At 46.2% G+C, this 17,484-nt stretch carries 17 protein-coding genes and 2 rRNA genes (1 of these 19 cut by a window edge); 12 read left to right on the top strand and 7 right to left on the bottom strand.

Translation table 11 applies throughout. The features are described 5' to 3' along the window. The 4 genes from FE785_RS10710 to queF form a co-directional block, all read left to right on the top strand. Positions 1-2,171: ribosomal RNA gene (locus tag FE785_RS10710) — 23S ribosomal RNA — on the top strand; it begins 697 nt to the left of the window's first position. Between the two features lie 133 nt (positions 2,172-2,304). Continuing rightward, positions 2,305-2,419: ribosomal RNA gene (gene rrf, locus FE785_RS10705) — 5S ribosomal RNA — on the top strand. 240 nt (positions 2,420-2,659) lie between these two features. Further along, positions 2,660-3,061: a hypothetical protein gene (locus tag FE785_RS10700; RefSeq protein WP_138565727.1), complete on the top strand. Its 402-nt coding sequence runs from the start codon at positions 2,660-2,662 to the stop codon at positions 3,059-3,061. Between the two features lie 5 nt (positions 3,062-3,066). After that, entirely contained in the window at positions 3,067-3,894 is an 828-nt protein-coding gene (gene queF / locus FE785_RS10695) for an NADPH-dependent 7-cyano-7-deazaguanine reductase QueF (RefSeq protein ID WP_138565726.1), read from the top strand. Position 3,895: 1 nt separating this feature from the next. Here queF and FE785_RS10690 read toward each other — a convergent pair whose 3' ends face one another. Then, positions 3,896-4,789, bottom strand: coding sequence for a helix-turn-helix domain-containing protein (locus FE785_RS10690; RefSeq protein ID WP_138565725.1), 894 nt, complete (start codon positions 4,787-4,789; stop codon positions 3,896-3,898). A 270-nt stretch (positions 4,790-5,059) separates the two neighbouring features. Here FE785_RS10690 and FE785_RS10830 point away from each other — a divergent pair, with 270 nt between their 5' ends. Beyond that, positions 5,060-5,197, top strand: a complete 138-nt coding sequence (locus FE785_RS10830) for a hypothetical protein (RefSeq protein WP_168188964.1) — start codon at positions 5,060-5,062, stop codon at positions 5,195-5,197. A gap of 79 nt (positions 5,198-5,276) precedes the next feature. Here the strand turns inward: FE785_RS10830 and FE785_RS10685 are convergent, their stop codons facing one another. From FE785_RS10685 to FE785_RS10660, 6 genes are all read right to left on the bottom strand, one after another. Then, positions 5,277-5,900: a hypothetical protein gene (locus FE785_RS10685; RefSeq protein ID WP_138565724.1), complete on the bottom strand. Its 624-nt coding sequence runs from the start codon at positions 5,898-5,900 to the stop codon at positions 5,277-5,279. Positions 5,901-6,063: 163 nt separating this feature from the next. After that, positions 6,064-7,044 (bottom strand): glycine betaine/L-proline ABC transporter substrate-binding protein ProX, encoded by a 981-nt coding sequence (gene proX / locus FE785_RS10680; protein WP_138565723.1) that lies wholly within the window; start codon positions 7,042-7,044, stop codon positions 6,064-6,066. A 4-nt stretch (positions 7,045-7,048) separates the two neighbouring features. After that, positions 7,049-8,176 carry a glycine betaine/L-proline ABC transporter permease ProW gene (gene proW, locus FE785_RS10675; RefSeq protein WP_138565722.1) on the bottom strand — a complete coding sequence of 376 codons (1,128 nt, stop codon included), beginning with the start codon at positions 8,174-8,176 and terminating at the stop codon, positions 7,049-7,051. A 21-nt stretch (positions 8,177-8,197) separates the two neighbouring features. Then, a complete protein-coding gene (gene proV, locus FE785_RS10670; protein ID WP_138565721.1) occupies positions 8,198-9,385 on the bottom strand; it encodes a glycine betaine/L-proline ABC transporter ATP-binding protein ProV in 1,188 nt (395 codons plus the stop codon). A 10-nt stretch (positions 9,386-9,395) separates the two neighbouring features. Next, a complete protein-coding gene (locus FE785_RS10665) occupies positions 9,396-10,427 on the bottom strand; it encodes a porin (RefSeq protein ID WP_238696270.1) in 1,032 nt (343 codons plus the stop codon). A 190-nt stretch (positions 10,428-10,617) separates the two neighbouring features. Then, positions 10,618-11,232, bottom strand: coding sequence for a hypothetical protein (locus FE785_RS10660; RefSeq protein ID WP_168188963.1), 615 nt, complete (start codon positions 11,230-11,232; stop codon positions 10,618-10,620). 265 nt (positions 11,233-11,497) lie between these two features. Here FE785_RS10660 and mnmG point away from each other — a divergent pair, with 265 nt between their 5' ends. The 7 genes from mnmG (at position 11,498) to atpB (ending at position 17,445) form a co-directional block, all read left to right on the top strand. Beyond that, a complete protein-coding gene (mnmG, locus tag FE785_RS10655) occupies positions 11,498-13,393 on the top strand; it encodes a tRNA uridine-5-carboxymethylaminomethyl(34) synthesis enzyme MnmG (RefSeq protein WP_138565719.1) in 1,896 nt (631 codons plus the stop codon). After that, on the top strand, positions 13,394-14,032 hold the full coding sequence (gene rsmG / locus FE785_RS10650; protein WP_138565718.1) for a 16S rRNA (guanine(527)-N(7))-methyltransferase RsmG: 639 nt from the start codon (positions 13,394-13,396) through the stop codon (positions 14,030-14,032). Between the two features lie 51 nt (positions 14,033-14,083). After that, complete coding sequence (locus FE785_RS10645; RefSeq protein WP_138565717.1) at positions 14,084-14,851, top strand: ParA family protein; 768 nt, start codon at positions 14,084-14,086, stop codon at positions 14,849-14,851. A gap of 18 nt (positions 14,852-14,869) precedes the next feature. Continuing rightward, positions 14,870-15,739 carry a ParB/RepB/Spo0J family partition protein gene (locus tag FE785_RS10640; RefSeq protein WP_238696269.1) on the top strand — a complete coding sequence of 290 codons (870 nt, stop codon included), beginning with the start codon at positions 14,870-14,872 and terminating at the stop codon, positions 15,737-15,739. Between the two features lie 254 nt (positions 15,740-15,993). Next, on the top strand, positions 15,994-16,272 hold the full coding sequence (locus tag FE785_RS10635) for an AtpZ/AtpI family protein (protein WP_138565716.1): 279 nt from the start codon (positions 15,994-15,996) through the stop codon (positions 16,270-16,272). Continuing rightward, a complete protein-coding gene (locus tag FE785_RS10630; protein ID WP_168188962.1) occupies positions 16,259-16,621 on the top strand; it encodes an ATP synthase subunit I in 363 nt (120 codons plus the stop codon). The genes FE785_RS10635 and FE785_RS10630 overlap by 14 nt, the downstream gene beginning before the upstream one ends. Positions 16,622-16,644: 23 nt before the next feature. After that, complete coding sequence (gene atpB / locus FE785_RS10625; protein ID WP_138565920.1) at positions 16,645-17,445, top strand: F0F1 ATP synthase subunit A; 801 nt, start codon at positions 16,645-16,647, stop codon at positions 17,443-17,445. Positions 17,446-17,484: the final 39 nt, after the last annotated feature.

Raw genomic sequence — 17,484 nt, 5'->3', positions numbered from 1 at the left:
AGGACCGAACCCACGTATGTTGAAAAATGCGGGGATGAGTTGTGGATCGGAGTGAAAGGCTAATCAAGCCCGGAGATAGCTGGTTCTCCTCGAAATCTATTTAGGTAGAGCCTCATGTCTCACTGCTGGGGGTAGAGCACTGTTATGGTCTAGCGGCCCGTCAAGGGTTAGCAGCCCATTGCAAACTCCGAATACCAGCAAGTGCAATCATGGGAGACAGACTGCGGGTGCTAACGTCCGTAGTCAAGAGGGAAACAACCCAGACCGCCATCTAAGGTCCCTAAATATTACTAAGTGGGAAAGGATGTGGGAAGGCTTAGACAGTCAGGAGGTTGGCTTAGAAGCAGCCACCCTTTAAAGAAAGCGTAATAGCTCACTGATCGAGTCGGCCTGCGCCGAAGATTTAACGGGGCTAAGTAATATACCGAAGATGCGGATGCGTGTTTACACGCATGGTAGAGGAGCGTTCTGTAAGCCTGCGAAGGGGCATTGTAAAGTGTCCTGGAGGTATCAGAAGTGCGAATGCTGACATGAGTAGCGATAAAGGGAGTGAAAAGCTCCCTCGCCGAAAGACCAAGGTTTCCTACGCAACGTTAATCGACGTAGGGTTAGTCGACCCCTAAGGCGAGGCTGAGAAGCGTAGTCGATGGGAAGCAGGTTAATATTCCTGCACTATTTATTACTGCGATGGAGGGACGGAGTAGGCTAGATCAGCTTGGCGATGGTTGTCCAAGTTTAAGATTGTAGGCATGTATCTTAGGCAAATCCGGGATACTTTATGCTGAGAATTGATGACGAGTCCTCTTTTGGACGAAGTGATTGATGCCATGCTTCCAAGAAAAGCTTCTAAGCTTCAGGTAATAAATAATCGTACCCCAAACCAACACAGGTGGTCAGGATGAGAATTCTAAGGCGCTTGAGAGAACTCGGCTGAAGGAACTAGGCAAAATGGTACCGTAACTTCGGGAGAAGGTACGCCTCCTAACGTGAAGGACTTGCTCCGTAAGCGTCTGGAGGTTGCAATAAACTGGTGGCTGCAACTGTTTACTAAAAACATAGCACTCTGCAAAATCGAAAGATGAAGTATAGGGTGTGACGCCTGCCCGGTGCCGGAAGGTTAATTGATGGGGTTAGCATTAGCGAAGCTCTTGATCGAAGCCCCGGTAAACGGCGGCCGTAACTATAACGGTCCTAAGGTAGCGAAATTCCTTGTCGGGTAAGTTCCGACCTGCACGAATGGCGTAATGATGGCCACACTGTCTCCAGCCGAGACTCAGCGAAATTGAAATCGCAGTTAAGATGCTGCGTACCCGCGGCTAGACGGAAAGACCCCGTGAACCTTTACTACAGCTTTGCACTGGACTTTGATACTATCTGTGTAGGATAGGTGGGAGGCTTTGAAACTGTGACGCCAGTTGCAGTGGAGCCATCCTTGAAATACCACCCTGATATTATTGAGGTTCTAACCTCGGGCAGTGAATCCTGCTCAGGGACAGTGTATGGTGGGTAGTTTGACTGGGGCGGTCTCCTCCTAAAGAGTAACGGAGGAGCGCGAAGGTACCCTCAGCACGGTCGGACATCGTGCAATGAGCGCAAGAGTAAAAGGGTGCTTGACTGCGAGACAGACACGTCGAGCAGGTGCGAAAGCAGGTTCTAGTGATCCGGTGGTTCTGTGTGGAAGGGCCATCGCTCAACGGATAAAAGGTACTCCGGGGATAACAGGCTGATACCGCCCAAGAGTTCATATCGACGGCGGTGTTTGGCACCTCGATGTCGGCTCATCACATCCTGGGGCTGAAGTCGGTCCCAAGGGTATGGCTGTTCGCCATTTAAAGTGGTACGCGAGCTGGGTTTAGAACGTCGTGAGACAGTTCGGTCCCTATCTGCCGTGGGCGTTGGAAAATTGAGAGGGGCTGCTCCTAGTACGAGAGGACCGGAGTGGACGAACCCCTGGTGTTCCGGTTGTGATGCCAATTGCATTGCCGGGTAGCTATGTTCGGAAAGGATAACCGCTGAAAGCATCTAAGCGGGAAACCTGCCTCAAGATAAGTTTTCCCTAGACTTTAAGTCTTCTGAAGGGCCGTTAGAGACTATGACGTTGATAGGCAAGATGTGGAAGTGCAGTAATGTATGAAGCTAACTTGTACTAATTACCCGTGAGGCTTAACTATACAACTCAAAAGTGACTTGTTAATTGAACAAGACGATGTTGTGGTATACCTTGAGTAAAACTCGGATACAAACCTAAACAACTCTATTCCAAGAATTTTATGTGTAGATCGCTCTGCACATAACACCAAATTGCTTGGTGACAATAGCGAGATGGAACCACCTGATCCCTTACCGAACTCAGTAGTGAAACGTCTCAGCGCCGATGGTAGTGTGGGAGGTCCCATGTGAGAGTAGGTCATTGCCAAGCTTATATCCTAAAAAACCGCGTTCCCAATTGAGGGTTCGCGGTTTTTTTTTTGGCCGCTATTTATCAATCTAACTCTATTTAGAGTTTCCTTCTAATTACTCTGTCATGACTGGTCCCTTATATGCTTGCTATAGTATCGATAGCAATTTGATTGCTATTGTGCTGTCAGCGTCGCTGATTATGATTACTGGCCTTTCTGGTATTGTTTAGTACAATAGCGATAAATAATCAGGAGGTGATATGGGTTCAGAAGTTAATGTGTCAAGTAACAACGCTTTATCAATGATTGGCAAGATTCCATGGATGTTATTGTTGATAGTATTCTTATTAGTTGCCGAATATTTTCAGGTGAGCCTTGAAGGCACTCTTGGCTATGTCTTTATTACCTGTGCAGTCGCGGTATTATTTATCGAGATGTTCAAATCAGGTGATGTCAGCCCTGTCGCATTCTTTGTCGACCAGTTTTGGGCAGTACTTACCGTTATCCTCGCAACAGGCTTACTGACTTACCTATATTTCGTTACCGGTAAAGAGCCGACTTTTTTTCATTGGATCGGTTTTGCCATTGTCATTGCTGATGCGCTATTGAATCCATTCAATGCCTTTAGAACTGCATTACGTAACTTTGATGTAGCAGGTTAATCGCTATGAGTTCAAATAAAGCCACAGACAGTTTATTGGGGAAAACGACGCCCTATTGTGCCGAGTACGACGCTTCGCTGTTATTTCCTATTGCTCGTAAGGAGAAACGTGACGAACTTGGTATAGATGAGTTGAATCTACCTTTCACTGGCTTGGATATTTGGACCGGTTACGAAATCTCTTGGTTAAATGCCAAGGGCAAGCCTGTAGTGCGCATCGCTGAATTCGCCTTTCAAGCGGACTCGCCAAATTTAGTCGAATCGAAATCGTTTAAGCTTTACTTAAATAGCTTTAACGGCTCTCGTTTTGCAGGTGAGGCTGAAGTGATCCAGTTAATGGAAAAAGATCTTTCAGAGGCATCTGGTGGTCCTGTGGTCATTGATTTTAAACCGCTGCATGGGCATGAACTGCTATTCGGGGATTTACCGGGTGAAAATATCGATGAACTGGATATTACAGTCGATGCCTATCAGGTGGATGCTTCTTTATTGAAGACTTTATCGAATAAGGTCGAGCAGGAAACGATTAACAGTCATTTATTAAAATCCAATTGTCTGGTAACCGCACAGCCTGATTGGGGTTCTGTGGTAATCCGCTATAGTGGTCAGGAGATTGAGGTTGAAAGTCTGTTGAAGTACCTTATCTCGTTTCGTGAACATAACGAGTTTCATGAGCAGTGTGTGGAAAGAATCTTTATGGATATCAGCAAGCACTGTCAACCGACGCAATTAACTGTCTATGCACGCTATGTGCGCCGTGGTGGACTCGATATCAATCCATACCGTTCTAATTTCGAGGATGAATTCGACATTTCCCGCACCATGCGTCAATAAGTTATCGCTTAAAAAGCAATTTCATCAGCCTTTCACTGCACAACACGGTTTGTAAGTCGGCCTGATACACCAAGCCTTGATTTCGTGTTGAAGATTTCAGTGCTGGCTGCATACCCATCTGAACCGCCCAATCTCGCTGTTCATGCCCATGCGTCAACCATCCGATTCCTTTGATTGAAAATTGGTTTTTTATCAACAATGCATAAAGATGGCAGATCAATAGACTGGCCACGGCAATTCCTAGACTGAACAAACCGAAGATATAGTAATAGCCCGGCTCCTCTGCCGGAGCAATGTCGGCCTTGTTCAAACTTGATTCAGGTCGTTCAAAGTTGATTATCTGCTGATAGCTTTGTTGTGTTAGTTTGAGCAGAAACAGGTGCCCTAGGTACTGATCATAATAATCACATACCAAAAAGGTATTTGCCGCTAGTTGTGACAATTGCTGGTGTTGTTGCAGGCTCAATTGACGTCTATGGATTTGTGAATAGATATGTAGGTTATGGTTGATTGCCGCTGTTTGATGCGCTGAGCTGTTAATCGGGTGAATAATGAAGTCGCGATGGTCGATTTGATCAATCGGGCATTTCACCACCAGTTGGCTTTGATGATTTGAACAGCAAAAAAACTGGCTATGCAGTAGTTTGGCTATTTCATGGTAGGGCTGCTCAGCGATAAATGGGAACAGGCGCTGGTATTGCTCAGCGATAAAGGCCGTTAAACGAGTTTGTTTGATTAGTGAAGGCAGATTGATAGAGCGTTCCCAACGGCTCAGGGTAGTGTTATCGAGAGATTGGAAAATATCATCATAATCATTAAGACGGTTGACCAGTTGACGCTGTGATAAAGGTATTTGTTCACGGCATTGCTTTAGGTATTGACCAAATAGCAGCATACCCCCCTCCTTAACAAAGGTTAGGTTATCTATAGATATTAGACAATTGGTAACCATTGCACAATTAGCATATATAGGCAAATGGATACGAACTAGTGATGGCGCTTTGAGCCTTTATGGTTATAGCTATCTATCGGAATGCTTGCGTTCTCAAGGTGCCTAGGCAATTAATAGAACATCGACTGTTTGCATTTGCCCTTATGGAGTTGTGCAGAGTTTTCTAATATAGGAACTGCGTTTTGCAGCAACTGTATTTAAAAGGAGAACGCCATGAAAAAGTTAGCTCTGATTTGCGCTTTCATGTTCAGTACCTCTTTCGGCGTCGCTCATGCCGCCGATTGGATGTGGGATTGCACACTTGAATCCGCTTCTACCTCAATCAGTCAACAAGATAGCGCCAAAGGTTAGTTTATCTGCGCGATTGATATTTGATTAACCCCTAATCAACTAAAAACCGTAGCTTTGAGAAATTGAGGCTACGGTTTTTTTATTTACCCTGGTGAGTTTCGATATAGCCGATATAACCTAAAATTTGATTGATGGATGCCAAATCCGGGCGGTAGCTATGCGGCGCGTCCATGATATTGCCATCGCTTAAAGAGCCGGCACAGGTTAGACGGAGGATGTTTGCATAATTGGGGTTGCTCAGATATAGGTGTACCATGTCCATGGTCTCGGTTCTATAGAATGGATCCGCGCCTATTCCTATGCCCATATAGCCACCAACACCGTGAAAATCGGTAAAGATGCCAAAATGGGTATTCAATGCTAGGTTCAGATTGTTGTTGGCGGCAATTTGCTCTTCATCGATATGGATGCTATCAATTCTGTAGCGCCCCGGTGGCACGATCTGCATTTGCTCACTGAGTTGTTTGACTTCAATGCGGCAATGCTGATCGTAGCGGTTGAAACCTTTACTGCTGATCTGGCCGTTTTGAATAAATACTCTGGCGCTGCCGGGTTGAATATTCAGGCTGCGTTTCAAGACAAGATAGTCGCCTAAATAAATTCCCGAATACTGTTTGATGGGTTGAGAGCTGCAAGCAGATAGCAGGCTCAAACCAAATAAAGTGAGGACAAAAAACAAGGTCTTTACAGAGACATTTTGCATCGAAGTTACTCCTGTCAGTAAAAGAGGAGTGTGATTAAGGCTATCGGTTTGGATAGAGATTAGCTTTATTATAAAACAGACGGACGCTTAACAGCGAGGGGCAATAACTAAACCAAAAAAGCGCGGTCATGGCGCGCTTAATGGGTTCAGTAAAAATGAATTATTATTTTGCTGCTTTGGCTTGTGCAATCCAGCTATCAAACTGCTGTCTATTGGCATTGATCCAAGCGCTAACGTGGCGATTGATGTCTTCTGGTGTGTTTTGTCCGTTCTTAATCAACTGGTTTTGCGCCGAGACATCGTTGACATTCAGTGTCATTACCGAGAACAGTTTAGCGGCATCAGGGTGTTTTTCGGCAACCGATTTATTGGCAATGATGCGCATGGCATTAATATTAAAGCCATAGTTTGCGCCATTCGCCAAGGAGGTGTCTTTGGTGACCGGGTGCGCAGTGCGTGTTACTTGAAGCCAAGTCACGTCTTTACCCGGTTTAAGAATGCCTGAAACCCAATATGGCGTCCAAGTATAGTAAAGCACCGGCTTGCCTTGCTTAAAATTGGTAATGGTCTCGGAGATGATTGCCGAGTATTGGCCTTGATTGTGTTGTACCGTATCGCGCAGACCGAAGGCATCAAGCTGGTATTCAATCACTTTCTCGCAACCCCAGCCCGGGTTACAACCGGCCAAATCGGCTTTACCGTCGTTATTGTTATCAAACAACTTGGCAATTTCCGGCTTTTTCAGATCGTTAATATATTTGATGTGGTATTTATCGGCGGTCTTTTTATCAATCAGATAGCCTTGAGCACAGCCTTCGACATAATTGCCTTGGCGAAAAAAGACTTGATCGCCACCGGCTTTTTTATACATGTTTTCATGCAGAGGAGCCCAGTTCACCGCCATAAAACTGATATCGTCTGAATCGGCTTCTTGAGCGATGGATTTGTAGCCCACGGCGTAGTCGACCTCGTTGATATCATTGATTTGATAACCCAGCTCGGCCAAAGCGCGGTTAACGATCTCGGTCTGAAAGGTTTCTTCGGCAATAGGGCTTTGATAACCGGTAACTTGAGCGGCAAGCGCAGTGTGCGAGAGAGTCGAAACAACGGCGGCAGTCGCTGCCAAAAATAATCTGTTTTTCATTGTGCTAACCTTTGTTTTCTTTTGTGAATATTTGGCTCAGCCAAGCCAGTGGCTCTCGTTGATACCAACGGATGTTTGCGGCTTTAGGAGGTTGTCCCATTGATTGGGTAATGCGATCGAGAATAATGGCCAACAGCACAATGGCAAGCCCGCCGATAGCAGCCAATCCCATATCCAGTCTACCGATACCGCGCAGCACCATTTGTCCCAGCCCGCCTACGGCAATCATGGAAGCGATCACCACCATCGACAGTGATAACATAAGATTCTGGTTGATTCCCGCCATAATGGTCGGTTTAGCCACAGGTAACTCGATTTTGAAAAGCATCTGCATCGGGCTGGCACCATACGCTTGTCCGGCTTCAATAAGGTCTTTCGGTACCTGGCGGATACCGAGGCTGGTCAGTCTGACCAGAGGCGGCAGGGCGAAAATAATCGTTACCACCACACCGGGTACATTACCGATACCAAACAGCATTACTATCGGTATGAGATAGACAAAAGCCGGGGTCGTCTGCATGGCATCGAGCACCGGCATTAAAAAGGTTTTGACCCGATCCGACTTACCCATCCAGATACCTAAGGGTATACCGATAATCAAACTGAACAACACTGCGGTAAATACCAGTGCCAGAGTCACCATGGTTTCCGACCAGGCGCCCAAAAAACCGATGATGATCAGTGAAATGGCGCTCATGGCACCAAGCTTACGACCCCCCATTTGCCAAGCGAACAAAGTAAAGAAGAGCACCACTACCCATGGGTTCAACGATAGCAAAAAAGCCTCTAATGAATTTAAGGTCCAGTCTACCGGTAGGCGGATCGCTTGAAAGAAGTCGCGGAAATTGGTTACCAGCCATTCCAGGCCGTCTTCAACCCAGATATCAAACGGAATAAGTTTTTCCGCAAAAGGATCACTCAGTGAGAACGTTTGATTGCTGGTATCTACTTGAGAGGCTTCATTCAGCCAGTTTGAGCTATCATTGCCTGTAGATTCGGCAGCATTGTTTTGTCCCCAAGGATTGCTGTCGGCGGCATTATTGTTCGCATCCTTAGCTTGCCACGGGGTGGTATTTGCGCTGTCTTCGGCTGGCTGGTCACTGGCGCTAGCCCAAGGGTTACTATCGGACATATCTATTCCTAATCTGGCTTCTTAGTTTGGATCCAGTGCTTTCAACAGTTTGGCACGGGTCATGATTCCAATCATTTGTTTGTGTTCATTCACCACAGGTAAAGGGCAAGGCGCTTCAGCCATGGTACCGATAATGTCATTAATCGGGGTTTCCGCATCTATGCAGCTAACACCGTCCAAAAATGCGTCTTCGAGCCTATCGGTGGATTGCCTGGCGTTGTGCAGGCTTTCCATGGTCACCACGCCAATAGGCGTTTTCTCCGAATTGGTCAAATAAGCATAGTCATAGTCGGATTCGTTAAGCAGACGACTGATGGTTTGGGTGCCCTGGCTGTCTTTTTTAGGAACCGAGAAAAACTTTTTATTGATGAGGTGTTTGGCACTTAGCACCTCACTCATGGAGACGCCTTTAAAGAAGGATTCGACATATTCGGTGGCCGGGTTGCGCAAAATCTCTTCAGGTGTGCCGATTTGCACGATATTGCCGTGTTCCATAATGGCAATGCGATCGCCAATGCGCATCGCTTCATCCAAATCGTGAGAGATAAAGATGATAGTGCGGCGGTTTTTTTCTTGTAATTTGACCAGTTCATCTTGCATTTCGGTTCTGATTAGCGGATCCAGAGCAGAGAAGGCCTCGTCCATTAACATGATTTCAGAACCGGTCGCCAGTGCTCTGGCTATACCGACACGTTGTTGCATACCACCGGAAAGTTCGGCCGGATAAGAGTGAGCATAGGCGGCAAGTCCCACCTGCTCAAGTGCTTGCATCGCTTTCACAAGAGCCATTTTTTTATCGCAGCCATCAAGGCTTAAGCCAAAGGCGGCATTATCGACGACCGACATATGCGGTAATAAGGCAAACGACTGAAACACCATCGAGATCTTTTCTCGACGTATCTGGCGAAGTTGTTTCGCCGACATCTGACTGATCTCTTGATTATCGATATAAATCTGACCTGCGGTGGGCTCAATCAAACGGTTCAGTAATCTCACCAAGGTCGATTTTCCGGAACCGGATAAGCCCATGACGACAAAGATCTCACCTTCATAGACTTCAAATGAGGCTTTGTTGACGCCAAGGGTATGGCCGGTTTGGGCAAAAATCTGGTCTTTATCGAGGCCTTGGTTAATCAGCGCCAAAGCCTTTTTCGGTTGGTCACCGAAAACCTTATAAAGATTTTCGGCCTTGAGTTTGACAGTTTTCATTAATTGCTCTTTAGAAGTCGTAGCGGGCACCAATGGTAAAAACGGAACCGTCTGTTTGTGTGTGGTAGCCGGCTAAGACATCAAATGTTTCGGTATTGGGGGTATAGATGGCATAACCGTGGTCTTCAAAGAAGTATTCGAGAAAAACTTTGAAGTTTTTGGTGTATTGATAGTCCACGCCGAGGTGATAACTATTGCCTTGGAAGAATGAGCTGCCATCTGCCGATTCATCACCTTTGGCATAATGCGCCTTAAAGGTGTAGTTATTGAGCTGGTATGAGGCATAGAGATTATAGATTCGAGGGTCCGGGTTTGCAGTACCGCTTGGAGAATTGAGTTGCTCGAGCTTGGTAGCAAAGCGCCAAGGGCCGGTGGTAAAGCTTAATGAGGCACCAAGAATATCGGCAGAACCTTTTATCGAGTCTTGATAGGCAAGAGCCACATTGAAGCCATTATTGGCATATGACAAGGCGTATTGGTTGGTATCCAGATAGCTGGTGTTATTGCCATCGGTCATGTCGACCATTGATAGCGTGGCATTAAACCCGTTGATGCTTGGTGAGCTATAGGTCATGGCTTCACGGCGTACCGTGGCATGGGTGGCAAAGCCGGAATAAAATGAGCTGAAATAATCTACCGGGTAGGCGATATTGTTGTAATAGGCCAACCATTGCTTACCGATGGTAACCGAGCCCCAATCGCCTGATGCGCCAATCTGATAGAGTCGCGGATCCCTGTTGTCTTTATAAAAGCCTTCAAAAAACGACGGATCTTCCATGCTCAAGCGTTGGGTATTGAAAGGAATCTCGATTTTGGCATTTAACGTAATGCCGTTTTTTAATAGGTGACTGGCTTTAATGCCAAAGCGGGAATAGGCATCGCGAATGCCGCTATAGGATTTGTCTTCACCGGCTTTGGCTTGATCGACCTGTACGTTTTCGATTTGAGTGCGGATCGAACCATAGAGATCGGCCGAGCTTTCCGCCATTGCCATGGCAGTTATGCACATTAGCCCACTGGTAATGAGTGTTTTCTTCAGCATCAGTATCCCTAATTAAAAATTCGTCCTTTTTCACCCTAACATAGGTAAAAAAACAGATTCAAGGGGCGTGCCGACCAGGAGCGGGTTGATAAGTTACTGGGAAAACGCTCTAGCTACTACTGTGATGCGGCTAGAGCCTGATTGAGTAAAGATACAAAAATTTCTTATGGTTACAGTTAAACAGAACCTATCAGTGCTGTATTTGACCGATATCTCCCAGAATCCGATTGATTTGCTGGCGTTCGGGACGGTAGCTATGCGGCGCATCAAAGGCATCGCCGTCACTTAAGGAACCGGCGCATGTCAAACGAAATACGTCAGGCTGTTTGCTTGAGGAGAGGTAGAGTTCGACAAAATCCATGGTCGGTTCAATGCTGACATCGTTATCACTGTCTGACGCCGCGTGAGCGGTGGCGCTAAACATTGTCATATTTGACCAAGCCAACAGGGCAAGTTGTTGACCCGTCAGTGGCCGCTTATTGCCAGCGATGGCTTCAACGCCGATTTTGACTTGAGTAATGTTAAAAACATCGGGTTGAATAATTGTTGCTTGTTCGGATAGGCTACGCACCTCCAAGCGACAATGTGGACGGAACTGATTGAAACCTGCCGAGCCCAGTATCTGTCCATTTTGAATATAACTGCGTGCGCTGTTAGCGGCGATGTTCAGCGGTTGTGTCAGAATAAATCGCTCACCCGCCTGAATATCCATCATATACTTGGGTGGAGTGGTATCACAAGCGCTGAGTAAGCCTAGAACAATAACGCTAGCGGCAATCAGTTTTGTGGTTAGAGACATTTTCATGGTGCGCCTCCGGTATTAAGTGGTTGAGAGTTTAATTTTAACTCCATTTAGTCGAGCAAGCTTTCTTATTTCGGTTGCCCTTATGATAAAATAAGCCATTAACTTTTTTATTTTTGCCGGTTGGCGAGGGTTGAATAAATCCTGCTAAAACAGAATCTTAGAGATTTGCGATGGCAAAAGCGGATAAAAATCAAATTTTAAAACCATGGCGAAGCAATCTTTATTGCCGCCCGATTGAAGTTCTGGCTTCATTGTGAGTATGTAGATGGATAAGAATTTTTCAACTTATGATGTGATTGTTGTCGGTGGTGGTCATGCCGGAACCGAGGCGGCATTGGCGGCCGCGCGCATGGGGCAGCAGACGTTGTTATTGACTCATAATATCGACACGCTGGGACAGATGTCATGTAATCCGGCAATCGGCGGTATCGGTAAAGGCCATCTGGTTAAAGAGATTGACGCCATGGGGGGTGCCATGGCGATGGCGATCGACGAAGCTGGTATCCAGTTTCGTATCCTCAATGCCTCCAAAGGTCCAGCCGTTCGAGCCACCCGTGCGCAGGCCGATCGTGTGCTTTACCGCCAGGCAATTCGTACCCGTTTGGAAAACCAGCCTAACCTGACCATCTTTCAACAACCGGTCGAAGACATGATTACCGATGGTGATCAGGTAACGGGTGTGGTGACCAAAATGGGGTTGCAGTTTTTTGCCAAGCAAGTGGTGTTGACGGTGGGAACCTTTTTGGCCGGACGCATCCATATCGGTTTACAGAATTATGAAGGTGGTCGTGCTGGTGATGAGCCAGCCAACCGTTTGGCAGCGCGTTTGCGCGATTTGAATTTGCCGGTCGGTCGCTTAAAAACCGGTACGCCGCCACGTATCGATGCACGTACGGTGGATTTCTCCAAAATGCAGGAACAGCCTGGTGATGATCCGGTGCCGGTCTTCTCGTTTATGGGTAAACCGTCTATGCATCCGCAGCAGATTCCGTGTTATATCACCTATACCAATCAGCGCACCCACGATGCGATTATGGCTTCGCTGGATCAGTCGCCGATGTATTCCGATCAGGGTGAAATCGACAGTGTCGGGCCGCGTTATTGCCCGTCTATCGAAGACAAGGTGATGCGTTTTGCCGATAAAGACAAGCATCAGGTCTTTATCGAGCCGGAAGGGCTGACAACCAATGAGTTATATCCAAATGGTATTTCCACCAGCCTGCCGTTTGCAACGCAGATGCAAATCGTCCAGTCGATGGATGGTCTGGAAAATGCCAAGATCATGCGTCCGGGTTATGCCATCGAATATGATTATTTCGATCCGCGCGGGTTAAAGCCAACTTTGGAGACGCAGGCCATCAACGGTTTGTATTTCGCTGGTCAGATCAATGGTACTACCGGTTACGAAGAAGCCGGTGCTCAAGGACTTTTGGCAGGTATCAATGCCGGTTTGCGTGCGCAGGGTAAAGAGGGCTGGTATCCTCGCCGTGACGAAGCTTATTTGGGTGTATTGGTCGATGATCTGATTACCATGGGGACTAATGAGCCTTATCGAATGTTTACCTCCCGTGCAGAGTATCGTTTGATGCTGCGCGAAGATAATGCCGATCAGCGCTTAACACCGGTTGCCCGAGAAATGGGCTTGATTGACGATGATCGTTGGTCTATGTTCGAAAACAAATTAGAACAGTACGAGCTCGAGGTTCAGCGTTTAAAGGATACCTGGATTTACCCGGCGCATGCCGAAGCAAAACAAGCCGAAGCGATTATGGGTTTGCCTCTGAGTAAAGAGCAGACATTATTTGACTTATTGAAGCGCCCGAATGTTTCTTATAACGAAATGGCGACCTTATCGGTGTTTGGTGAGGCGGTAGCGGATCCGGCAGTAGTCGATCAGGTTGAAATCCAAGCCAAATATGCCGGTTATATCGACCGTCAGATGCAGCAGATCGATAAAATGAAGCGTTCGGAATCTGTGAAAATTCCGCCGGACTTGGATTTAGACAAAATTTCCGGATTGTCGAATGAAGTGAAACAGAAGTTACGTGATCACCAGCCGGAAAATTTGGGTATGGCGAGCCGTATTCAAGGTATTACACCGGCAGCGATTTCGATTTTGCTGATTGAGATTAAAAAATTCCGTTCACAAAAGTCCGCTTAAATGACTACTGATTTAAAAGCCCTTCTTGAAGACGGCCTGAAAGCTCTGCAACTGCCTTTAACTGCACATCAGGTCGAACAATTATTGCAGTATTTGACCTTATTACAAAAGTGGAATAAGGTGTATAACTTGACAGCAATTCGCGACCCAGAGGAGATGCTGATTAAGCATCTGCTGGACAGCCTTGCCGTGGTGCCGCATTTAAGCGGCCAACGTATCATAGACGTTGGTACAGGGGGCGGTTTGCCGGGGGTGCCTTTGGCAATTTGCTACCCGGAAAAGCAGATTGATTTGCTTGATACCAATAGCAAAAAAACGCGTTTTTTAATTCAGGTAAAGGCTGAATTGAAGCTCGATAACGTCAAGGTGATTCATAGCCGAGTTGAGCAATATCAGCCTGAGGCATTGTATGACGGCGTTATTTCCCGTGCATTTGCGGCAATGGCCGATATGTTGCATTGGACGCAGCACCTGATGCCTGATGGCGGTAACTGGTGGGCGATGAAAGCGCAAAAGGATTTTGAAGATTTGACTCAGTTACCGAAAATCGTAAAAATCGATCAGGTAATTGATCTGCATGTGCCAAACTTGGATGCAAAGCGCATGCTGATAAAAGGGGTTAAGCAGAACAACGCTTAAACCAGCAATAACTATTAATGAAACGGCTTTAAGGATACAGGGCAATACAACGTGGCAAGAATTATTGCAGTGGCAAACCAAAAAGGTGGTGTGGGTAAAACCACAAGTAGTGTCAATCTCGCGGCTGCATTAGGTCGCTTAGAAAAAAAAGTCCTGTTAATCGATCTCGACCCGCAAGGTAACGCTACAGTTGCCATCGGTGTCGATAAAGACCAGCTCAATGCTTCGGTATTTGAGGTCTTGGTTGGTGAGATCAAACCTAAGGCGGCAATTGTCCACGTCGAACAGGCGAATGTTGATTTAATGCCGGCAAACGGCGATCTGACTGCCGCAGAAGTCACTTTGCTTGAAGAAGATATGGGGCCAAAACGCTTGCGTAAAGCGTTAAAGAAGATTCGTGATAATTACGATGTGATTATTATCGACTGCCCGCCTACCTTGAATATGTTGACTTTGAACGCCTTGGCGAGTGCCGATGGGATTCTGGTGCCGGTTCAGTGTGAATTCTTTGCGCTAGAAGGTTTGTCAGCGCTGATGGATACCATCGATACCGTGCGCAATCATCTGAACCCGACACTGCATATCGACGGTTTATTGCGCACCATGCATGATCGTCGAAATAATTTGGCGAATGACGTCTCCAATGAGCTGGTCAGCCACTTCGGCATGCGAGTGCTGCAAACCATCATTCCGCGCAATGTCCGCCTGGCAGAAGCGCCGAGTTACGGCGAGTCGATTATCGATTATGACCCGTCATCAAATGGTGCTATTGCCTATCTGGCACTGGCCAATGAAATTATTCGTAAAACACAGATATAAAAATAAGAGGACCTTACGGTGAAAAAACGTTCTGGAATGGGTAATCGCGGCATTCACGCCATGTTGGGCGCGAAGCAGAAGCAGGAAAACAGTCAAGCCGATTTACGCATTGAAAAGATTGCCATTGAGCAATTGCAGCCTGGACAATATCAGCCGCGTCACCAGTTTAGTGATGAAGCGCTGCAGGAATTAGCCGATTCGATTAAGGTTCAAGGCATTGTGCAGCCGATTATTGTCCGCTTGGTGGGTACCGACAAATATGAGATTGTTGCCGGTGAACGCCGTTGGCGCGCCGCCAAGCTTGCCGGTTTGGATAAGGTGCCGGTGGTTATTCGTCAAGCCGATAGCCAGGCGACTCTGGCGATGGCATTGATCGAAAATATTCAACGTGAAGACCTGAATCCGATCGAAACCGCGATCGGTTTAAAACGTCTGCTGAAAGAGTTTGATTTGACCCAGCAGGCCGTTGCCGATGCGGTAGGACGTTCTCGTGCTGCGGTATCCAATCTACTGCGTTTGTTGAAATTACCACAAAATATTCAGGATGCGTTGCATGATGGCCAATTGTCGATGGGGCATGCACGAGCGATTATCAGTCTGCCGGAAGATGTACAGAAAGACCTGGCTGGTAAAGCGGTTGATCGAGGTTGGTCGGTACGCGAAATGGAAGAGGCCGCTCAACAGGTGTTGATGCCAAATAAGTTGGTTAAACAAACCAAGAAAAAGCAGATTCCGAACATTGATGCCGTTTCACAACATGAGTCCTCACTGGCGGAAAAACTGGCCACCAAGGTTAAAATTAACCATCGTGAAAATGGTCGCGGGAAAATAGAGATCCCTTATAAAAACTATGAAGATCTTGAACGCCTACTTGCCTTATTAAAATAACGTAGTACCGAAATTTATTTTATAAAAAAGTTAAGTAAATTTTATATAAGGCTAAATTCTTGAATTTATAAACATATAGTGTTTTGAAATTTGAACATCACATTATGTAGGTGTGTAGAATTTTTTGTGTGCAAAAAAGCAGAAATTTACCTCTATAAAGTCTAGCTTTTGACCTCATAAAACATTATCATGTGCGACCGCCTAGGTTGAAGTTAACTCGCCTAGAAAGTAACATTAATAGAGTTTGCCAACCAATGAGCGATTCTCATAAGAAATCGGAACAAAAACAGAGTGATCAGCCGTCACCGGCTTTGAATTACCTGTTGCTTAGCGCAGGATCGATTTTCACATCGATGCTGATTGCCGGTTTTTTGGTTGGCTATGTGCTAGACCAGCTGTTCGAGACCACACCCATTTTCCTTTTGAGTTGTGCGGTGCTTGGCTTTATCGGCGGTTTGCAGAAAGTACACAAATTAACCAGCAGATTGGATCCTCCGCCTAAGGAAGAGAAAAAAGATCATGAAAACGCTTGATAAAGCCGTGAAAATTCAGGTTGTTATCGGGTTGTTGGCGGTAATGGTTTACAGTCTGTTAGGTCACGCAGTGGGTGCGGCTTACGGTATGTTCATCGGCCTAGTGAATCTATGGATGCTGAACTATACCTTTGAGAAAGCGAATAAGCGCGCAGAAGAAGACCCAAAAAGCGGAATACTAATTTTATATATGAGTGCAGTGATTAGATTCGTTCTATTAGCTGTGTTGTTTGTTTTAGGGCTGTCTTTCCTTGATGAGAGTCAAGCTTTACCGGTTGTATTGACCTTTGTCGTCATGCAATTGGCCAAGCTTTTCGATTTAAAAGGTAAAAGACGTTTGACTGACTAAGGAGTAGACCATTGGCTGAGAAAATGGGTACGGTCGAGTATATCCAACACCACTTGACCAACAATACTATTGGCGAAGGTTTCTGGACGTTTAACGTCGATACCATCGTTGTGAGTGTTTTGCTTGGAGCGCTAATCGTTTTTGTAGCGGCGCGACTAGGTAAACAATTAGAAACTGGAACACCGGGTGGTTTTCAGAACTTTGTGGAATCAATCTTAGATTTCGTTGCGACTAACGTGCGTGATGCCTTCCCTGGCCACAACCCTCTAATCGCTCCTTTAGCTTTAACTATCTTTATTTGGGTTTGGTTAATGAACTTCATGGACTTGATCCCTGTAGATCTTCTACCTTACCTATTCCAGTTGGTAACAGGTGATTCACACGCTTACTTGAAAGTGGTTCCTACCACAGACTTGAACACGACGCTTGCTATGGCAGCAACAGTATTCGCGTTGATCCTGTATTACAACATCAAAATTAAAGGTGTAGTAGGCTTCATCAAGATGTTCCTATTCCACCCTTTCGGAAAGTTCTTCGTACCAGTTAACGTTGTGATGACGCTGATCGAAGAGGTTTCTAAACCGCTATCACTTGCTCTGCGTTTGTTCGGTAACATGTTCGCAGGGGAATTGGTATTCCTATTGATCGCTTTGATCGGTGGAACATTAGCAGTGGGTGCCGCTGCCCTATTCTGGGCACCATTACAAGTCCTATTGGATCTGGGTTGGTTGATTTTCCACTTGTTGGTAATCACTCTGCAGGCCTTTATCTTTATGGTGCTTACTATTGTTTATTTGGGAATGGCGCACGACGAAGGTCACTAGTCCATCTCGAATAGCAAAGAAGGAATAGGCGGTCGTTGT

This window comes from Thiomicrorhabdus sediminis (assembly GCF_005885815.1).
GTDB lineage: Bacteria > Pseudomonadota > Gammaproteobacteria > Thiomicrospirales > Thiomicrospiraceae > Thiomicrorhabdus > Thiomicrorhabdus sediminis.
Note: the sequence above shows the minus strand (reverse complement) of the source record. Positions and strands in the feature narration are given on the sequence as shown.

Coding starts and splice junctions, on each gene's coding strand:
- FE785_RS10700 (WP_138565727.1), top strand. CDS start 2,660: ATGGGTTCAGAAGTTAATGTGTCAAGTAACAACGCTTTATCAATGATT.
- queF (WP_138565726.1), top strand. CDS start 3,067: ATGAGTTCAAATAAAGCCACAGACAGTTTATTGGGGAAAACGACGCCC.
- FE785_RS10690 (WP_138565725.1), bottom strand. CDS start 4,789: ATGCTGCTATTTGGTCAATACCTAAAGCAATGCCGTGAACAAATACCT.
- FE785_RS10830 (WP_168188964.1), top strand. CDS start 5,060: ATGAAAAAGTTAGCTCTGATTTGCGCTTTCATGTTCAGTACCTCTTTC.
- FE785_RS10685 (WP_138565724.1), bottom strand. CDS start 5,900: ATGCAAAATGTCTCTGTAAAGACCTTGTTTTTTGTCCTCACTTTATTT.
- proX (WP_138565723.1), bottom strand. CDS start 7,044: ATGAAAAACAGATTATTTTTGGCAGCGACTGCCGCCGTTGTTTCGACT.
- proW (WP_138565722.1), bottom strand. CDS start 8,176: ATGTCCGATAGTAACCCTTGGGCTAGCGCCAGTGACCAGCCAGCCGAA.
- proV (WP_138565721.1), bottom strand. CDS start 9,385: ATGAAAACTGTCAAACTCAAGGCCGAAAATCTTTATAAGGTTTTCGGT.
- FE785_RS10665 (WP_238696270.1), bottom strand. CDS start 10,427: ATGCTGAAGAAAACACTCATTACCAGTGGGCTAATGTGCATAACTGCC.
- FE785_RS10660 (WP_168188963.1), bottom strand. CDS start 11,232: ATGAAAATGTCTCTAACCACAAAACTGATTGCCGCTAGCGTTATTGTT.
- mnmG (WP_138565719.1), top strand. CDS start 11,498: ATGGATAAGAATTTTTCAACTTATGATGTGATTGTTGTCGGTGGTGGT.
- rsmG (WP_138565718.1), top strand. CDS start 13,394: ATGACTACTGATTTAAAAGCCCTTCTTGAAGACGGCCTGAAAGCTCTG.
- FE785_RS10635 (WP_138565716.1), top strand. CDS start 15,994: ATGAGCGATTCTCATAAGAAATCGGAACAAAAACAGAGTGATCAGCCG.
- FE785_RS10630 (WP_168188962.1), top strand. CDS start 16,259: ATGAAAACGCTTGATAAAGCCGTGAAAATTCAGGTTGTTATCGGGTTG.
- atpB (WP_138565920.1), top strand. CDS start 16,645: ATGGGTACGGTCGAGTATATCCAACACCACTTGACCAACAATACTATT.